The sequence below is a fragment of the Luedemannella flava genome, from assembly GCF_039528515.1.
In the GTDB taxonomy this organism is placed as follows: domain Bacteria; phylum Actinomycetota; class Actinomycetes; order Mycobacteriales; family Micromonosporaceae; genus Luedemannella; species Luedemannella flava.
Genome location: NZ_BAAALT010000127.1, coordinates 1 through 17,019 on the forward strand (window position 1 = coordinate 1; position 17,019 = coordinate 17,019).

The following is a 17,019-nucleotide window of genomic DNA, read 5'->3' on the forward strand; positions in this document are numbered from 1 at the left end:
GGGTGCGGCCCTCTCCTGCCTCGCCAGATGTGAGCTTCTGGCGAGGTGACGGGCTAACAGCTCGCCAACTGTGCACAGTTGGCGGGATCGCCGCATGCGTCACCCGCCAGATGTGCGCTTGTGGCGGGACTGCCGTGCGTGTGACCCGCCAGATGTGCGCTTGTGGCGGGACTGCCGTGCGTGTGACCCGCCCGAGGTGCACATATGTCGGAGCGGCGGGAGGGGTCGGGGCGGATCTTGGGGCCCAACGGCACTCGGGGGTGCCGATGCCCCCCGAGATCGCTTCGGGGGCGGCAACTGCGGGTCGCGCTGAGTGCGATCGGCGCGTGCGCGGGTCAGTCGGGGAGGGTGGGCGTGCCTGGGGGGCGGTCGGCCAGCTCCGCGATCAGGGCTGTGCGCATCAGGGTGACCGCCTGGTCGAGGACGCGGAGGCCGGCCAGGTCGATGTGGTTCATCAGGCGGCGCTGGTGCTCCTCGCCGGCCCTCAGGATGTGGTCGATCATCTCGCGGCCCTCGTCGCCGAGCTCGATGCGGCGGACGCGGCGGTCGTGCGGGTCCTCGTGGCGGGTGACGAGGCCCTGCGCGACGAGGCGGTCGACGATGCCGGTCATGGTGGCGAGGCTCACGCCGAGGTGGCGGGCCAGCTCCTGGCCGCCGGAGCCGCCGTGCAGGCGCAGCAGCAGCAGGATCTTGAGCTGCGACATGGTGAGGTGTGAGTTGAGCAGCGGGTTCGACAGGTCCTCGGCGAACATCCGCTGGACCGCCCGCTGGCCCTCCATGATGCGCTCAACGAGGACGTCACGTTCCTGGGACGGCAACTGATCGGTCATCTCGGATCGGTAGCCTATCAGCGTTACCCCCGTTAACGCGAATTGTTCGCGTCAGGCAAACTATATGGGTCACATACCCTTCCCGGGGGAGTTGAGTCCATGTCCCGCCTGGCCAGACTGAGCCTCGCCAACCGGGGACTCACGGCGCTCATCGCGATCGTCGTGACCCTGTTCGGCCTCCTGACCATCCCGTCGCTCAAGCAGCAGCTCTTCCCGTCCATCGACTTTCCGGCCGCGTTCGTCTCCGCGACGTTCCCCGGCGCCTCGCCCGAGGTGGTCGAGGAGCAGGTCACCGTCCCGGTCGAGAACGCGCTGCAGGGCGCGCCCGGTCTGAAGAAGGTCAGCTCGACCTCGCGGGAGGGGCTCGCCCTCGTGCAGATCGAGTTCGACTTCGGCACGGACCTCGACGCGGCCGTCGCCAAGATGGAGAGCTCGCTCAACCGCATCGCCGCCCAGCTCCCTGACGGCGTCGACCCGCAGGTCTTCGCGGGCAGCACCGACCAGTTCCCGGTCGTGGTGCTCGCGGTCAGCGGCGACGGCGACCAGGACGTCCTGGCCGACAAGCTGCGCTCCACCGTGCTGCCGAAGATCCAGGCGGTCGACGGGGTCCGCGAGGCGGAGCTGACCGGCACCCGCGACAAGCAGGTCGTCATCACGCCGAACCCGGTCAAGCTCGCCGCCGCCGGCGTGGACGCCACCGCGATCACCACGCTGCTGCGCACCAACGGCATCGCGATCCCGGCCGGCACCCTGACCGAGGGCGGCAAGAGCCTCACCGTCCAGGTCGGCACGCCCGTCACCACGGTCGAGCAGCTCAAGGGTCTCTTCCTCACCAGCACCAAGGGCAAGCCGGTGACCCTCGGCGAGGTCGCCGACGTGGTCGCGCGGCCCGCCGACGTCACGTCCATCACGCGTACCAACGGCAAGCCGAGCCTCGGCGTCGCGGTGACCGCCAAGCCGGACGGCAACGCGGTCGGCATCTCGCACGAGATCCGCGACCTGATCCCCGAGCTGAAGACCGACCTCGGCGCGGGCGCGGCGGTGACCCCGGTGTTCGACCAGGCGCCGTTCGTGGAGAAGTCCATCGAGGGCCTCACGACCGAGGGCCTGCTCGGCCTCGTCATGGCGATCATCGTGATCCTGGTCTTCCTGCTGTCGATCAAGTCGACGATCGTGACCGCCGTGTCCATCCCGCTGTCGGTGGTGGTGGCGCTGCTGGCGCTGGGCATGTTCGACTACTCGCTCAACGTGCTCACCCTCGGCGCGCTGACGATCGCGATCGGCCGCGTCGTGGACGACTCGATCGTCGTCCTCGAGAACATCAAGCGACACCTGGGGTACGGCGAGGAGCGCCGCGAGGCCATCCTCACCGCCGTCCGCGAGGTGGCCGGCGCGGTGACCGCGTCGACCCTGACCACGGTCGCCGTCTTCTCGCCGATCGCGCTGGTCGGCGGCATCGTGGGCCAGCTGTTCTCGTCCTTCGCCGTCACCGTCACCGTGGCGCTGCTCGCCTCGCTGGTGGTGTCCCTGACGGTGATCCCCGTGCTGGCGTACTGGTTCCTGCGGCCGACGGCCACCACGGACGTCGAGGCGACCCGGGCGGCCGCCGACGAGAAGGAGCGCAACGGTCTCCTGCAGCGCACCTACGTGCCGGTGATCCGGTTCGCGACGCGGCGCCGCTGGATCACCCTGACCGTCGGCTTCCTGGTGCTGTTCCTGACGTTCGGCCTGTCGACCCAGCTGAAGACGAACTTCTTCGACCAGTCGGGCCAGAACGCGCTGAGCATCACGCAGAAGCTGCCGGTCGGCACGAGCCTGGCGGCCACCGACGCGGCCGCGAAGAAGGTCGAGGAGATCCTCGCGCGTACCGACGGCGTGGAGACCTACCAGGTCAGCATCGGCGGGGCCGGTGCGTTCGGCTTCGGCGGCAGCGGCGCCGGGGCGGCCGACTTCAGCCTGACCGTCGATGAGGACACCGACGCGCTCAAGCTGATGGACCAGCTGCGCGCGGAGCTCGCCACGCTCACCGACGCGGGCGAGATCAAGGTGGACGCCGGCAACGGCGGCACCTTCTCGGCCAGCAACCTGCAGGTCATCGTCACGGCCCCGGACGCCGGGGCGCTGAAGGCGGCGGCCGAGCAGGTGCGGGCCGCGGTGGCGGGCGTCAAGGACGTCGCCGACGTCACCACGGACCTGGCGGCCAGCTCGCCGCGCCTGCAGGTGACGGTGGACCGCGCCGCGGCCGCCCGGCTCGGGCTGACCGAGGCGACCGTCGGCCAGAGCGTCGCCGCCGCCTTCCGGGGCGCGCCGCTGGGGCAGTACACCCTGGACGGCAGCCAGCGCACGGTGGTGCTGAAGTTCGGCGCCACGCCGACGACCGCCGCGCAGGTGGAGAACCTGCCGCTGGTCACGCCGGCCGGTCTCGTGCCGCTCAGGCAGGTCGCCAAGGTGGCCACGGTCGACGGCCCGGTGCAGGTCAGCCGGCTCGACGGCAAGCGGGTCGTGACGGTCAGCGGCACCGCGACCGACGACAACGTCGGCGCGGTCACCGCGAACCTCACCGCGGCGCTGAAGAAGCTGGACCTGCAGGGCGGGGCGACCTACGAGCTGGGCGGCGCGAGCGCCGACCAGAGCGAGGCCTTCGGCGGCCTGGGCATCGCCCTGCTCGCCGCGATCGCCATCGTCTTCATGATCATGGCGGCGACGTTCAAGAGCCTCATCCAGCCGCTGATCCTGATGGTGTCGATCCCGTTCGCGGCGACCGGCGCGATCGCGCTCCTGCTCGCCACGGGCACCGCCCTGGGCGTGCCGGCGCTGATCGGCATGCTGATGCTCATCGGCATCGTGGTGACCAACGCGATCGTGCTGCTCGACCTGATCAACCAGTACCGTGGGCAGGGCATGAGCGTGCGCGACGCGGTCATCGAGGGTGGCCGGCACCGGCTGCGGCCCATCCTCATGACGGCGGTGGCGACGATCTTCGCCCTGCTGCCGATGGCCCTGGGCCTCACCGGCAGCGGCGGGTTCATCTCGAAGCCGCTGGCGATCGTGGTGATCGGCGGTCTGCTCAGCTCCACGCTGCTCACGCTGGTGCTGGTGCCGACGCTGTACACGATGGTCGAGGGCCGCAAGGAGCGCCGGGCCGCCAAGCGGGCCGCCCGCGCCGCCGCGGCCGCGCCGGAGCAGCGCTCCGACGAGCCGGTCCCGGCGCCGGTCTGACGGTGTGACGTCTGGTAGGCCCCGCGCGGGCCTACCAGACGTCGCCGTCGCGCCAGTCCGCCACCGTGAGTGGCAAATCAAGATCAAAATCAGCCAACCCCGGGAGTACGTACACCCAGCCCTCCTCATCGGGGGTGGGCCGGACGCCGTCCGGGGTGAGCGCCGACAGCGGCCCGCGCCACGCCCGCCAGCCGCGGCCCAGGTAGAACGGCACGGCCCCGTCGGTGGCACCCAGCGCGCCGAGGTAGTACCCGCCGCGGATCAGCCGCTCCAGCTCCCCCATCAGCGACGAGGCGTGCCCGCGCCGGCGGGCGGCAGCCCGTACCGCCACGCCTTCGACATAGCCGGCGCGCAGGGCGACACCGCGGTGGACCAGCCTGCGCTGCAGGAGGCTTGGCCCGGTGGCAGCACGTGGAGCCGACCAGAAGACCCGTCTGCGCGGAGTCAGGCGGCGTGGACCGGGCAATATCCGTCGGCGGGGACGAAGTGCCGGCGCAGGGTGCGCCGCCACGGGCCGTCGGGCAGGTCGGGGCGCAGCGCGGCGAGCCCCGTGGCGTACTTGGAGACCTGGGTCGGGCGGTGCCCGCGCGCCCAGAGCAGCCGGTCGACCGCCGACGCGGTCGAGCCGGTCTTGGTCTCGACGATGGCGAGCCCGGGCAGCCGCAGGCCGCGGCCGTGGGCGTCCTCGAGCGCGAGGTCGGTGTCGACGGTGGCCCGGCTGTCGGTGGCCGGCAGGTACAGCGTGGTGCGCTGGTAGCGGGTGACCAGCGTCGGCGCGAACGCGGCGATGTCGTACCGGCCGCCGAGCATGGTGTCGACGTAGTCGCGGCCGGGGCCGATGGTGGCCCGGTCGACGGGGGAGTACGGCAGCCGGTCCTTGACCGTCGCGCCCCGGGCGTCGCGCGTCTTGACCTCGAGGAAGCACAGGTCCGAGTCGACGTACGTGCGGGTTCTGATCTTGAAGCGGTGGCGCCGGCGGCGGGCCGCGAGCAGGTAGCTCGTCAGGTCCGGGGTGTCGAAGTACACCGAGTCGTACGCGAAGGAGCGGATGCCGCCGATCTCCAGCACCCGGGTCGTCGGCACCAGCTCGGCGATCACCCGGTGCGCGTCCCGCCGCGGCAGCAGGTACTTGCGGTCGACGCGGGTCTGCAGCGCGGCGCGCTCGTTCAGCTCGGTCAGGCCGATCGGTCCGAGCCGCCCGGTGTCGAGGTCGCGGGCGCTCACCGGTGGCCGCCGAGGCCGGCCCGGGCCGCGTCGTGGGACGCGGGGGCCGGGGAGTACGCGTTCCAGGCCGGGCCCTCGGCGGCGTGGGTGCTGCGGCCCGCACCCACGCGTTGGTGGGAGTACCGGACCTCGACGATCGTGGTGTCGTTGACGGCGTCCAGTCGCTCGACGTTGGCGGCGTGCACCCGGGCGCCCAGCAGTCGCTCCAGGTGCGCGACGAGCTCGTCGTGGTCGACGATGGCCGTGTCGAGCACGAGCACCTGGCGTTTGTAGCTGCGGAACAGGCGCGGGTGGTCGGCCACGTACATGACGACGAGGACCAGCGCCATGAGGCTCACCCCGAGCCACAGCCGCGGGCTGAGCGGCCCGAGGATGCCCAGGGCGAGGGCCGAGAAGTAGTAGGCGACCTCCCGTTGATCGATCTCGGTCGACCGGAGGCGTATGATCGACAGCACGCCGAACAGGCCCAGGCCCAGCCCGGCACCGACGGTTTCCGAGGCCAGCGAGCTGGACACCGCCAGGACGCCGACGTTGACCCCGAGGTACGCCACGACCAGGTCCCGCCGCCGGTGGCGGGGGAAGTAGAGCCCGAAGACGAGCAGGCTCACCGCCACGAGGTCGATCACGAACAGGGCGAGTTCGGCCATGGGTCCGCCTTCGAAGATGTCCAACAGGTGTACGCCGCCTGACCGGGCCACCACGTCCAGGTGTACGGATTCAGATCTTTGAATGAATGGTAAGGCGGATCCACTCATGGGGACCTATGAGTTGCCTAAGAGTTGGCTCGGAGCCGAACGTCGGCAATCGTCCAGCGTCCGTCGGGGCACCGGTATAACATCAGACCGTGTCGTAACGGACATTTGGTCCAGGGCGGGGTCGGTGGGGCGCTATGTCGGACGTGATCACGGAGTTCTTCGCGGAGCTGGACCATAGCGACCACGAACCCACGTTGGGGCGGGCGATGGGGGCGATCCGCTTCGACGTCGAGAGCGAGCAGGGCACGCAGAAGTGGTACGTCACCATGGACCGGGGCACGGTGCGCGTATCGCGTCGCGGCACCCGCGTCGACTGCGCCGTCCGCGCCGATGGGGCGACCTTCGAACGCATCATCAACGGCGAGCTGAGCCCGCTGGCCAGCATGCTGCGCGGCGTCGTCCAGATCGATCTCGCCGGCGCGTCCGAGCTGATCGTGCTCTTCGCGCGCTACGCCCGGGCGAGGAACCATCGACTGCGCACCCAGGCCAGCGCGCCCGCGCGCGCGGACGCCGGACCCGCAGAGCGAGCCCGGCCGAAGGGCAGGCGAAAGTGACTGACCAGATCTCCATCCTCGACGGCAACACGTTCGTCGTCAGCGACGGCTGCGGCGACATCGAGGCCACGCCGACCGACACGGTCGGGCTGTTCTCGTTCGACACCCGGTTCCTGTCCACGTGGGTGCTCACCGTCAACGGCGAGCGGCTCGACGCGTTGTCCGCCGACAACCTGCAGTACTTCGAGACCCGGTTCTTCCTCGTGCCGGGCACGGGCACCGTCTACGTGGACGCGAAGCTGTCCGTGATCCGGCAGCGGGCCGTCGGCGAGGGGTTCCACGAGGATCTGATCTTCCTCAACCACGCCGACGAACCGGTCCACCTCGCCGTTCGCATGGAGGCCCGGGCGGACTTCGCCGACCTGTTCGAGGTGAAGAACGCCGAGGGCAAGAAGGGCAAGTACTACAGCCGCATCGAGCAGGGCCGCCTGCTGCTCGGCTACCAGCGCGAGACGTTCGTCAGGGAAACGGTCATCAGCGCGAGCGCGCCCTGCCAGGTCGACGAACAGGGCATCAGCTTCGACGTGCGGATCCCGGCGCACGGCCAGTGGGCGGCCGACCTGTCGGTCGTGGCCGTGGTGAACAGCTACAACACCGAGAAGATGCGCGGCCGGGAGCTGCGCAAAGCCAAGCCCAAGTACGGCCACGACGAGCACGATGCGCGTCCCAACATGGAACAGAGTCTGGAGACCTGGCTCGCCAACGCGCCCAAGCTCGAATGCGAGGACCACAACCTGCGGGTGACCTACCGCCGCAGCCTCGTCGACCTCGCGGCGCTGCGCTTCTCGCCGCCCGTGGCTCACGGCCACAGCCTGCCCGCCGCCGGCCTGCCCTGGTTCATGACGATGTTCGGCCGGGACAGCATCTTCACCAGCCTGCAGGCGCTGCCGTTCACCCCGGAACTGGCCTGCACGACGCTCAAGGCGCTGGGCGGCTGGCAGGGCGCCAAGCTCGACGACTTCCGCGACGAGGACCCCGGGCGCATCCTGCACGAGATGCGCTACGGCGAGTCCGCCGCGTTCGAGGAGCAGCCGCATTCGCCGTACTACGGCAACGCCGACGCCACCGCGCTGTACGTGGTGCTGCTCGACGAGTACGAGCTGTGGACCGGCGACGCCAACCTGGTCAGGGACCTGGAGTACGAGGCCCGGGCCGCGCTGAACTGGATCGACGAGTACGCCGACCTGCAGGGGAACGGGTACGTGTCGTACCAGCGGCGCAACGAGGAGACCGGCCTGGAGAACCAGTGCTGGAAGGACTCCTGGGACTCGATCGCCTACTCCGACGGGCGGCTGCCCGGCTTTCCCCGGGCCACCTGCGAGCTGCAGGGCTACGCGTACGACGCGAAGATGCGCGGGGCGCGGCTGGCCCGCACGTTCTGGAACGACCCGGCGTACGCCAACCGGCTGGAGCGCAGCGCGAAGGACCTGAAGAAGCGGTTCAACCGCGACTTCTGGATGCCCGATCTGCAGTACTACGCCCTCGCGCTCGACGCCGACGGCGGCCAGGTCGACTCGTTGACGTCCAACATCGGCCACCTGCTGTGGAGCGGCATCGTCGACAAGCCCAAGGCGAAGGCCGTCGCCAAGCACCTCATGAGCGACCGGCTCTTCACCGGCTGGGGCATCCGCACCATGGCGACCGGCGAGCACCGGTACAACCCGATCGGCTACCACGTCGGCACGGTCTGGCCGTTCGACTGCTCGTTCATCGCGTGGGGCCTGCGCCGGTACGGGTTCGTCGAGGAGGCGGCCCGCATCGCCAACGGCATCCTCGACGCCGCCGTCTTCTTCGAGGGGCGTCTGCCGGAGGCGTTCGGCGGCTACGAGCGGGAGTTGACCCGCTATCCCGTCCAGTTCCCGACGGCGTGCAGCCCGCAGGCCTGGTCGACGGGCGCGCCGCTGCTGTTCCTGCGCACGATGCTGGGCCTGCAACCGGTCGGCGACGACCTGGTGGTCAACCCGAAACTGCCTGCCGGGGCGGGGTACATCGCGCTGCTGGACATTCCCGGCCGGTGGGGCAGGCGGGACGCGTTCGCCCGCGGGCGGTTGCCCGTGCGCGGCCGGCACGCCACGGAGGACTGATCGACCGGCGCCGGTGTCCGACCGGCGTCGGATAACCGTCCGCTCGCGGCATCGACCGGGCTGGCCGGGTTTCCCTATGATCGCGGGATGCCTGCCACCCCGCAGCCACTGCACGTCACCACCCGAGGTGGCACCCGGACCTTCAACCCCGGCACGACGGTCGTCATCGGGCGCGACACGGCGGCCAGCGTCGTGGTGTCGCACGAGAAGGCGTCCCGCCAGCACCTGACGGTCCACTTCACCCCCGAGCACGGCTGGGTGCTGACCGACTCCAGCTCGAACGGCACCTTCCACAACGGCCAGCGGGTCACCCAGCTCGTGCTGACCGGGTCGGTGGCCGTCCTGCTCGGCAACGTCACCGAGGGTGAGCGGATCGACCTCGTCGTCGGCGCCCCGGCGGCGACGCCGACCCCGACGCCGACGCCCGCTCCCACGCCGGTGCCCGGGCAGCGGGGGCCGCTGGTGCCGGGCGGCACGGCGCCGCTGAGCATGTCGTTCGGCGAGCTGTCGATGGTCTACGAGCCGACCAAGCGGCTGCGCATCGGCCGGGCCCCCGACAACGACGTGGTCGTCAACAACCTCATCGCCTCCCGGTACCACGCCCAGCTGCACGCCGACGGGCGCGGCGGGTGGATCATGGAGGACCTCAACAGCTTCAACGGCACGTTCGTCAACGGCCAGCGGATCAGCCGCCGGGTGCCGGTCGCCAACGGCGCGCTGATCACCATCGCCCACCACCACTTCGCCCTGGTCAACGGCAGACTCGAGGAGTACGTCGATGACGGTCGCGTCAGCCTGACGGCGCTGAACCTGCGGGTGGTGGCCGGCAAGCAGCAGCTGCTCGACGACATCAGCTTCCAGCTCGAGCACAACTCGCTGCTGGCGATCCTCGGCCCGACGGGCGCCGGCAAGTCGACCGTCATGCGGGTGCTCACCGGCACCCAGGCGCCGGCCAACGGCTCCGTGCTCTACAACGGCCGCAACCTCTACGCGGAGTACGACGAGCTGCGCTACCGCATCGGCTACGTGCCGCAGGACGACATCCTGCACAGCCAGCTGTCGGTGCGCAAAGCCCTCAACTACGCGGCCAAGCTGCGCTTCCCCCCGGACGTCTCGTCGGCCGAGCGCGGTTCGCGGGTCGAGGAGGTCATGTCCGAGCTGGGCCTGTCGCACCGGGCCAACCTGTCGGTGAGCCGGCTGTCCGGCGGCCAGCGCAAGCGCACCAGCGTCGCGTTGGAGCTGCTCACGCGCCCGTCGCTGCTGTCGCTCGACGAGCCCACGTCGGGCCTCGACCCGGGCTACGAGCGGCAGGTCATGACGCTGCTGCGCGATCTGGCCCGCGGCGGCCGCACCGTTATCACGGTCACGCACAACACCGAGAGCCTCGACCTGTGCGACCGGGTGCTGTTCCTCGCGCCCGGCGGTCAGGTGGCCTACTACGGCCCGCCGAGCGAGGCGCGGGAGTTCTTCGGCACGCCGCACTACCCCGAGGTGTTCACCAGCCTGGAGGAGGCCGCGCCGGGCGTGGCCAAGGCCGCGTACGCCGCGTCGCCCAAGGCCCGGCAGTACCTGGACCAGCCGCTGCGCCGCCAGCTGGAGACCGCGCCGCCGCCCCCGCAGACGTCGGCGAAGGCGCCCACGAAGGCGCCCGTGCCGAGCCCGTTCCGTCAGGTGTTCACGCTGACCGGCCGGTACACGAACATCATCGCCAGCGACTTCCGCAACACCATGCTGCTGCTCGTCCAGGCGCCGATCCTGGGCCTGCTGATGATGGTGGCGCTGGGCAAGGACGGCCTGCGGGCCGGCAGCCCGACGGTTACCGGCGGCGGCACGGTGCTGCTCGCCCTCGTCCTGGGCGCGTCCTACCTGGGCGCCGGCAACGCCGTCCGCGAGATCGTCAAGGAACGGGCGATCCTGGCCCGGGAACGGGCGGCCGGCCTGTCACCCGGGGCGTACCTGTGGTCCAAGGTGATCGTCCTCGGCCTGCTCACGATCGTGCAGGCGATCATTCTTGTGCTCATGGGCACCGCCCGGCAGGGCGGCCCGGCCGGCGGCGCGTTCCTCAGCTCCGGCAAGCTCGAACTGATCGTGGTGGCCGCCCTCACCGGACTGGCCGCGATGGCGCTGGGCCTGCTCATCTCCTCGCTCGTGTCCAACCCCGACAAGGCGCTGACCATCCTGCCGGTGGTGCTGCTCGCGCAGTTCCTGCTCTCGGGCGCGTTCTTCGACGTGAACAGCTCGGTGCTCAAGCCGATCTCGTACGTGACGAGCGCGCGCTGGGGCTTCGCGGCGTCCGCGTCGACCGCCGACCTGCAGGGCCTGGTCCCGCGCACCTGTGGCAAGCCGATCGACCCGTCGCTGCCGGCCGGCACGAAAGTCATCGTCTCCAAGGCGGACGACCCGGCCTGCGACAGCACCCGCAAGCACGACGCGAAGACCTGGCTCCTCGACCTTCTCGCTGTCGTGATCCTGACGATCATCCCATTGTTCATCGCCTGGCTGCTCATCCGAAGGGTTGGCCAGCCAAGACGTTAACGCGCTGGCGAATATCGCCCGAGTGGATGATGATCGCGGACGCTACCCTGTCGGGCGGATGCCCACCCCCCACCCGTCGCACCCCCCGGGAGCCCAGATGACGCAGCCGTCCTACGACCGCAGCGGCGCCGCCAGGCTGGCGCTGCAGGAGATCTTCCGCGACTACGGCCTGGCGGGCGTCGACAATGACGCGCTGCTCAACCAGCTGCTGCCCGACCTGCTCGCCGGGTCGCCCCGCGAGGCCGGCCTGCTGCTCGCGGCCGCCTCGGCGGACGTCGGGCAGTTGCTGACCACCCGCGTCCAGGGCGGCATGGCCCCCGACGCGGCGGTGCGCGACGTGGCGGCCGTGCTCGCCGACCGCAACGCGCTCGACACCAACGCGAGCCTCTGGGTCGTCTCGGAGTACGCCGCGGCGCTCGGCCACCCGGTGACCGTGGCGTGGTCGGCGCCCCAGTCGCCGCAGTTCCCGCCGCAGCCGGTGCCGCCGCAGCAGGCGCCCCAGCAGCCGGTCCCGACGCCGCAGTCGGTGCCGCCGTTCCCGCAGCAGCCCGTGCCGCCCCAGCAGCCGGTGCCCCCGCAGCAGCAGTTCCCGCCCCAGCAGCAGTTCCCGCCCCAGCAGCAGTTCCCCCCGCCGCAGCAGCCGGTGCCGCCGCAGCCCTTCCCGCAGCCGGCGCCGCCGCAGTTCCCCCAGCAGCAGTTCCCGCCGCAGCCGGACGTCACGCGGATGGACAGCCAGCTGCCGCACCCCGCCCAGCTGCCGCCGCCGTTCCCGACGTCGTACCCGCCGTACGCGACGACGACGCAGCGCTCGAAGGCGCCGCTCATCGTCGGCATCGTGGCCGGCGTGGTGGTCCTGGCCACCATCGCGGGCCTGCTGAGCTACCTGGTCCTCAAGGACAAGAAGTGCGAGGGCCCGGAGTGCACCGTCACGGCGCCCACCACGTCGGCGGTGCCGCCCACCACGGCCACGGTCGTGCCGACGACCGGGGCGCCCGTGACGACCGGGACCACGTCCGCCGGCCTCGCCGACCACATGCCGTCCGACCTCAACGTGGCCACCGACTGCAACACGTCCAACATCCCGGCGCTGGCCAATGTGTCCGGTCTGGTGGAGCAGTACAGCTGCACCGAGCGGAGCAACTCGACGATCTCCGGGGCGACCGTCATCGGCAGCCTCTTCGACAGCAAGGCGTCGCTGAAGGAGGGCCTGGAGGCGCTCAACAAGGCGGTCTCGTTCTCCAACAGCAACGCCGGCAAGGGCTGCCCGCCGCCGGCGGGCGAGAACGACGGCGTCAACACCTGGCACCGCTCCGGCACACCGGACAAGACCAGCGGCGTCGTGGAGTGCTACACGTCGACCAACAAGACCCACGTCTACATCTGGTCGGACGAGGACAACTACACCTTGTTTTCGGCGGAGACGAGCGACAAGGTGTCGTTCAGCACGCTTGAAGACTGGTGGGAGAACTACGCCTGACGGATCGGGGCCCTATGTACCCGTTGGAGGTCGTCGCGGACGGCCGTCGGTACCTGTTCGACGCGGGTACGACGGTCGTCTGCGGGCGCTCGACCGACGCCCACGTGTCGCTGACCGACCGGCGGGTCGGTCGTGTCCACGCGCGGCTGGCCTTCGCCGACGGCGCGTGGTTCGTGCACGACGAGAACAGCCGCAACGGCACCTGGCTCGCCGGCGCGCGGGTGGCCACCCAGCGCGTCGACCATGAGATAACGCTGCACCTGGGCAACCCCGTCAACGGCGCCCTGGTGTTCCTGCGCCCGCACCGCAACCCGGCCGACGCGCCCACCGCGCTCGCGACGCCGGGGGTGGCGGCCGTCTCGGCGAAGGCCGCGCAGGAGCCGACCCTGGCCGCCCCGCCCGGCTCCCCGGCCCAGCCGACCAGCCCTGGCCAGGCCCCGGCGTCAGGCCAGCCCGCCAGCCCTGGCCAGCTGACGACGCCCTCGGTGCCGGGCCAACTTCCGCAGGGCCAGCTGCCCGAACCTGGGCAGCCGCCCGCGCCGACCCAGCTGACTTCTGCCACTCCGGCAGCCGCGCCGCCGACGGTTGTCGCACCTGCCGTCGCCGCCGCACCGCCCGCTTCCGCCGCGCCGGCCCAGCCCGCGCGACACGGCCCCTACCCGCCCGCGGCCGCGACGTTCCCGGCGGCGGCCTGGCCGACGCAGCCCAACGCGCAGCCCACCCCCGTCCTCGTGGTGCGCCTCGGCTCGCGGACGCTGGTGTACCCGATGGGGGCGCAGGTGCGCGTCGGACGCGACCCGCGCCTGGAGGCGCCGTCCGAGCACCCGATGGTCGCGCCCGGTCAGCACGGCGTGCTGACCAGCGACCCCGACGGGGCGACCTGGACCGACACGTCCGAGCGCGGCTCCTACCGCGACGGGAAGCGGATCAAGGGCGCGCTGCGCGTCACGGAGCCCGTCGTGCTGCGCCTCGGCGACCCCGCCACCGGCGAGGAACTGGGCATCACCCCGCCGCTCACCATCGAGCGCATGCAGGCCGGGCGTCGCCGGCGGGGCACCATCCGGGCGCTCACCGTCGTCGCCGGCGCCCTGTGCCTGCTCATGGTGGCGGGCATCGGCACGGTGCTGGCGACCCGCGACAGCAACCGGTCGGCCGACACGGCCGCGGCCGCGCCGGCCACCACCGCCGTGGCCCCCGGGGCCGGGTCCGACGCGCCGTCGGGGCTGAGCCCGCAGGCGCTGCACCGGGCCGAGACGGCCACCGTGCGGCTGCTGCAGGGCGCCGTCGACAACAACAGTGGCTGGGGCTCCGGCACGATCGTCAGCGCGGACGGGCTGATCCTCACCAACGCGCACGTCGCCGCGCCCCGCGCGCCGGGGCTCGCGGTCGCGCTGGCCACGCCGGCGTCCACATTCGACCCCGACCCACCGTTCCTGACCGTCGAGTTCATCGAGGGCGACGACTCGGCGGCGCAGGCCCGCTACCGGGCCCGTCCGGTCGCCGTCGACGGGTACCTCGACCTGGCGGTCGTGGAGATCTTCGCCGACGCGGCGGGCAACCCCGTCGACCGTAGGACGCTCAACCTGCCATTCATGGAGTTCGGCGACGTGGGCAAGGTCCGGCTGGGCCAGTCGGTGACCATCCTCGGCTTCCCCGGCGTCAGCGGCTCCGACACGATCACCGTGACAACCGGCGTCATCTCCACGTTCATCCGCGACCCGCTGAAGCACGTCGACGACGCCCGGTTCGAGATGGAGACCACGGCCCGCGTCGCGCACGGCAACTCCGGCGGCGCCGCGATCACCGACACCGGCGAGCTGATCGGCGTGCCGAGCCTGGCCATCCCCGGCCAGGGCTCCGACCTGTCCTGGCGGCTGCGCTCGGTCACCCAGGCGCGACCGCTCCTCGACGCGGCACGCGACGGACGGACGTACCGCAGCGAACTTCTCGTGCCACTCGGCGATGCGCGCGTCACCGGAGTGGGCATCGGCGCGGACCCCGCGCAGGCCTGCGGCGGCAACGCGTCGCTCCCGTCGGGCATCACGAACGCGGTGTTCGGGTTCCGCTACGAGGGCGCCCGGCCCGGGCTCGACGTGGCCTTCCTGCTGCTGCTGCCGGACGGCACCACGGTGCGCACCGGTGCGTCGCAGAACCAGGCCGTGCCGGGGCTGCCCGAGGCGGTGATCCGCACGCCGACCGGCTGCGTGGCGTACCAGGTGAACGCGGCCGGCGGGGTCGGCCTGCCCGACGGGACCTACCAGGCCCAGTTGCTCGGCGGCGAAAATCTTGATCCGATGGGACCTGCCGCGACGCTCCGCGTCGGCGGGTGAGGAAAGGGTCCTTCGATGGCGCAACCCGTACCGAACAAGACGGCGTGGGACCTGACCACGGCCGCGATCATGCCGGGCGGCGGCATCGCCAAGCGGCCGCTGCACTTCATCATCGCCGCGGACTGCTCCTGGTCGATGCACGGCGAGAAGATGCAGGCGCTCAACTACGCGATCGCCACCATGCTGCCGCGCCTCGCGGAGTGGGAGCGGGCGCAGGAGAACGCGCAGGTGTTCGTCCGCGCGATCCGCTTCGACAACCGCGCGAGCTGGCACATCGAGGAGCCGACCCCGGTCGGCAAGGTGCGCTGGCACCCGCTGCGGTGCGAGGAGCGGGCGCTCACCCACATGGGCGCGGCGCTGCGCCTCATGGCCAGTGTGCTGACCGTCGACCAGATGGAACGGCGCGCGCTGCGGCCCGCGCTCATCCTCATCACCGACGGCATCGCGACCGACAACTTCGAGACCGGCCTGGCCGAGCTGCTGGGCACGCCCGGCGGCGCCGCCGCCATCCGGGTCGCGGTCGCCATCGGCCAGGACGCCCGACCCCAGCAGCTGGCCAAGTTCAGCGACGAGACGGTGGGTGTGCTGCACGCGTCCAACGCCGAGGACATCCCGGACCTGCTCATGGCGGTGTCCGTGGCCGTCTCGCGCATGTCGGAGGTCGGCGCCGACAAGGGGGCGCTGACCCAGCACCTGCGCCAACACGGGTACGACCCGTCCGACGACTCCATCGTCTGAGCGCGAGGAGACAACCATGTCCTGGCAGGTCCACACCGCCTCCGCCCTCGGCGCCCAGCACGTCGCCATGGGCAAGGACAACGAGGACGCCATCGCGGTGCGCCAGCCCGACCCGGGCGTCGCGGCGGTCGCCGTCGCCGACGGGCACGGCCACGCCCGCCACTTCCGCAGCGCCCGCGGGTCGGCCCTGGCCGTCCAGGTCGCCACCGAGCTGGGCCCCGCGCTGGCCGGCGCGGTCGCCGGCGCTCCCGCCGGCGCGCCCGCCGACGGGGTCGAGCGGCTCGTGCGCGAACGCCTGGGCGCCGAGCTCGTCCGGGTGTGGCGGGAGGCGGTCGAGCGCGACCTCGCCGCGTCGCCCGTGGGCGCCGAGGAACTGCACGCCGCCGGGCTGACCGAGCCGACCGCCGACGATCTCATGTTCGGGTACGGCGCGACGCTGGTCCTGGCCGTCGTCGCGGCCGGCTGGCTGCTGTGCGCGCAGATCGGCGACGGGGACCTGCTGGCCGTCACCGAGACGGGCAAGGTGCTGCGGCCCGTGCCGGCCGACCCCCGGCTCGACGGGTCGCGCACCACGAGCCTGTGCCAGCCCGACGCGGTCGACGCGCTGCGCTACGGCGTCCTCAACCTCGCCGACGGCCCCATCGCCGCGGTCATGCTGGCCACCGACGGGTACGGCAACGCGCAGGCCCGCAACGACTGGGACACCGCGTTCGGCATCGACCTGGCGGCGCTGGCCGCCACGCACGGCTCCGCCTGGCTGGGGCAGCAGCTGCCACGCTGGGCGACGCAATGCGCGTCCTCGGGCGGCAGCGGCGACGACGTGACCGTCGCGCTGGTGCTCGCCGACGGGGCGACCTGGCGGCCCGCGCCGCCGGTGAACGTCGACCGCACCACGGTCGTCGACGCGACGCTGCCCGTGACCGACCGGACGGTCGTGGTCGACGACCGCACGGTCGTCGACGACCGGACCGTGCCCGCCGTCCCGCCACCGGGACGGCCCGTGGCCGGCGACGACGTGACCGTGCCGTACTCGGCGCGCCGCACCCTGGGAGACGACACCACCGTGCTGCACCCGGCCTTCGCCGCACCCCCGTCCAGCCCGCCAGCTGTGGCGGGGCCGCCCCTGCCGGCCAGCCCGTACGCGGCACCGGTCAGCCCGGCGAAGCCCGGGCCTGTGCCCGGCGGCGGGCGGGAGACGCTGCTGCTCGTGGCGCTCGCTGCGGTCGCCGCTGTGGGTGCCGTCGTCCTCGTCGTACTCCTGGTGGGGTGATCG

General features: G+C 71.9%; 12 protein-coding genes. 8 read left to right on the forward strand and 4 right to left on the reverse strand.

Annotated elements, in window-relative coordinates:
* Nucleotides 1-335: 335 nt before the first annotated feature.
* Complete coding sequence (locus ABD211_RS20040; protein ID WP_344133992.1) at nt 336-830, reverse strand: MarR family winged helix-turn-helix transcriptional regulator; 495 nt, start codon at nt 828-830, stop codon at nt 336-338.
* Nucleotides 831-929: 99 nt separating this feature from the next.
* On the opposite strand from ABD211_RS20040, the gene ABD211_RS20045 reads away from it, so the two are divergent.
* Complete coding sequence (locus ABD211_RS20045) at nt 930-4,049, forward strand: efflux RND transporter permease subunit (protein WP_344133995.1); 3,120 nt, start codon at nt 930-932, stop codon at nt 4,047-4,049.
* A gap of 31 nt (nt 4,050-4,080) precedes the next feature.
* On the opposite strand, the gene ABD211_RS20050 is transcribed toward ABD211_RS20045, so the two are convergent.
* Genes ABD211_RS20050 through ABD211_RS20060 form a run of 3 tightly spaced genes read right to left on the reverse strand, consistent with a single transcriptional unit; the run spans nt 4,081 to nt 5,920 of the window.
* Complete coding sequence (locus tag ABD211_RS20050; RefSeq protein ID WP_344133998.1) at nt 4,081-4,560, reverse strand: GNAT family N-acetyltransferase; 480 nt, start codon at nt 4,558-4,560, stop codon at nt 4,081-4,083.
* The gene (locus ABD211_RS20055; protein ID WP_344134001.1) at nt 4,494-5,273 is read right to left on the reverse strand and encodes a polyphosphate polymerase domain-containing protein; all 780 of its coding nucleotides are present in this window, start codon (nt 5,271-5,273) and stop codon (nt 4,494-4,496) included. Before ABD211_RS20055 ends, ABD211_RS20050 begins: the two co-directional genes overlap by 67 nt.
* Complete coding sequence (locus ABD211_RS20060; protein WP_344134004.1) at nt 5,270-5,920, reverse strand: DUF4956 domain-containing protein; 651 nt, start codon at nt 5,918-5,920, stop codon at nt 5,270-5,272. The genes ABD211_RS20055 and ABD211_RS20060 overlap by 4 nt, the downstream gene beginning before the upstream one ends.
* A 242-nt stretch (nt 5,921-6,162) precedes the next feature.
* Here ABD211_RS20060 and ABD211_RS20065 point away from each other — a divergent pair, with 242 nt between their 5' ends.
* From ABD211_RS20065 to ABD211_RS20095, 7 genes are all read left to right on the forward strand, one after another.
* Nucleotides 6,163-6,582, forward strand: a complete 420-nt coding sequence (locus ABD211_RS20065) for an SCP2 sterol-binding domain-containing protein (protein ID WP_344134007.1) — start codon at nt 6,163-6,165, stop codon at nt 6,580-6,582.
* Nucleotides 6,579-8,666, forward strand: coding sequence for an amylo-alpha-1,6-glucosidase (locus tag ABD211_RS20070; protein WP_344134010.1), 2,088 nt, complete (start codon nt 6,579-6,581; stop codon nt 8,664-8,666). The genes ABD211_RS20065 and ABD211_RS20070 overlap by 4 nt, the downstream gene beginning before the upstream one ends.
* Before the next feature lie 87 nt (nt 8,667-8,753).
* Nucleotides 8,754-11,201 (forward strand): ATP-binding cassette domain-containing protein, encoded by a 2,448-nt coding sequence (locus tag ABD211_RS20075; RefSeq protein ID WP_344134013.1) that lies wholly within the window; start codon nt 8,754-8,756, stop codon nt 11,199-11,201.
* 97 nt (nt 11,202-11,298) lie between these two features.
* Nucleotides 11,299-12,678, forward strand: a complete 1,380-nt coding sequence (locus tag ABD211_RS20080) for a hypothetical protein (protein ID WP_344134016.1) — start codon at nt 11,299-11,301, stop codon at nt 12,676-12,678.
* Between the two features lie 14 nt (nt 12,679-12,692).
* Nucleotides 12,693-15,008 (forward strand): trypsin-like peptidase domain-containing protein, encoded by a 2,316-nt coding sequence (locus ABD211_RS20085; protein WP_344134019.1) that lies wholly within the window; start codon nt 12,693-12,695, stop codon nt 15,006-15,008.
* A 15-nt stretch (nt 15,009-15,023) separates the two neighbouring features.
* Nucleotides 15,024-15,746 carry a vWA domain-containing protein gene (locus ABD211_RS20090; protein WP_344134022.1) on the forward strand — a complete coding sequence of 241 codons (723 nt, stop codon included), beginning with the start codon at nt 15,024-15,026 and terminating at the stop codon, nt 15,744-15,746.
* A 16-nt stretch (nt 15,747-15,762) separates the two neighbouring features.
* Nucleotides 15,763-17,016, forward strand: a complete 1,254-nt coding sequence (locus tag ABD211_RS20095; RefSeq protein ID WP_344134025.1) for a protein phosphatase 2C domain-containing protein — start codon at nt 15,763-15,765, stop codon at nt 17,014-17,016.
* Nucleotides 17,017-17,019: the final 3 nt, after the last annotated feature.

Excerpts from the sequence above, each read along its gene's own strand:
- ABD211_RS20040 (WP_344133992.1), bottom strand. The coding sequence starts at position 830 with ATGACCGATCAGTTGCCGTCCCAGGAACGTGACGTCCTCGTTGAGCGC.
- ABD211_RS20045 (WP_344133995.1), top strand. The coding sequence starts at position 930 with ATGTCCCGCCTGGCCAGACTGAGCCTCGCCAACCGGGGACTCACGGCG.
- ABD211_RS20060 (WP_344134004.1), bottom strand. The coding sequence starts at position 5,920 with ATGGCCGAACTCGCCCTGTTCGTGATCGACCTCGTGGCGGTGAGCCTG.
- ABD211_RS20065 (WP_344134007.1), top strand. The coding sequence starts at position 6,163 with ATGTCGGACGTGATCACGGAGTTCTTCGCGGAGCTGGACCATAGCGAC.
- ABD211_RS20075 (WP_344134013.1), top strand. The coding sequence starts at position 8,754 with ATGCCTGCCACCCCGCAGCCACTGCACGTCACCACCCGAGGTGGCACC.
- ABD211_RS20080 (WP_344134016.1), top strand. The coding sequence starts at position 11,299 with ATGACGCAGCCGTCCTACGACCGCAGCGGCGCCGCCAGGCTGGCGCTG.
- ABD211_RS20085 (WP_344134019.1), top strand. The coding sequence starts at position 12,693 with ATGTACCCGTTGGAGGTCGTCGCGGACGGCCGTCGGTACCTGTTCGAC.
- ABD211_RS20090 (WP_344134022.1), top strand. The coding sequence starts at position 15,024 with ATGGCGCAACCCGTACCGAACAAGACGGCGTGGGACCTGACCACGGCC.
- ABD211_RS20095 (WP_344134025.1), top strand. The coding sequence starts at position 15,763 with ATGTCCTGGCAGGTCCACACCGCCTCCGCCCTCGGCGCCCAGCACGTC.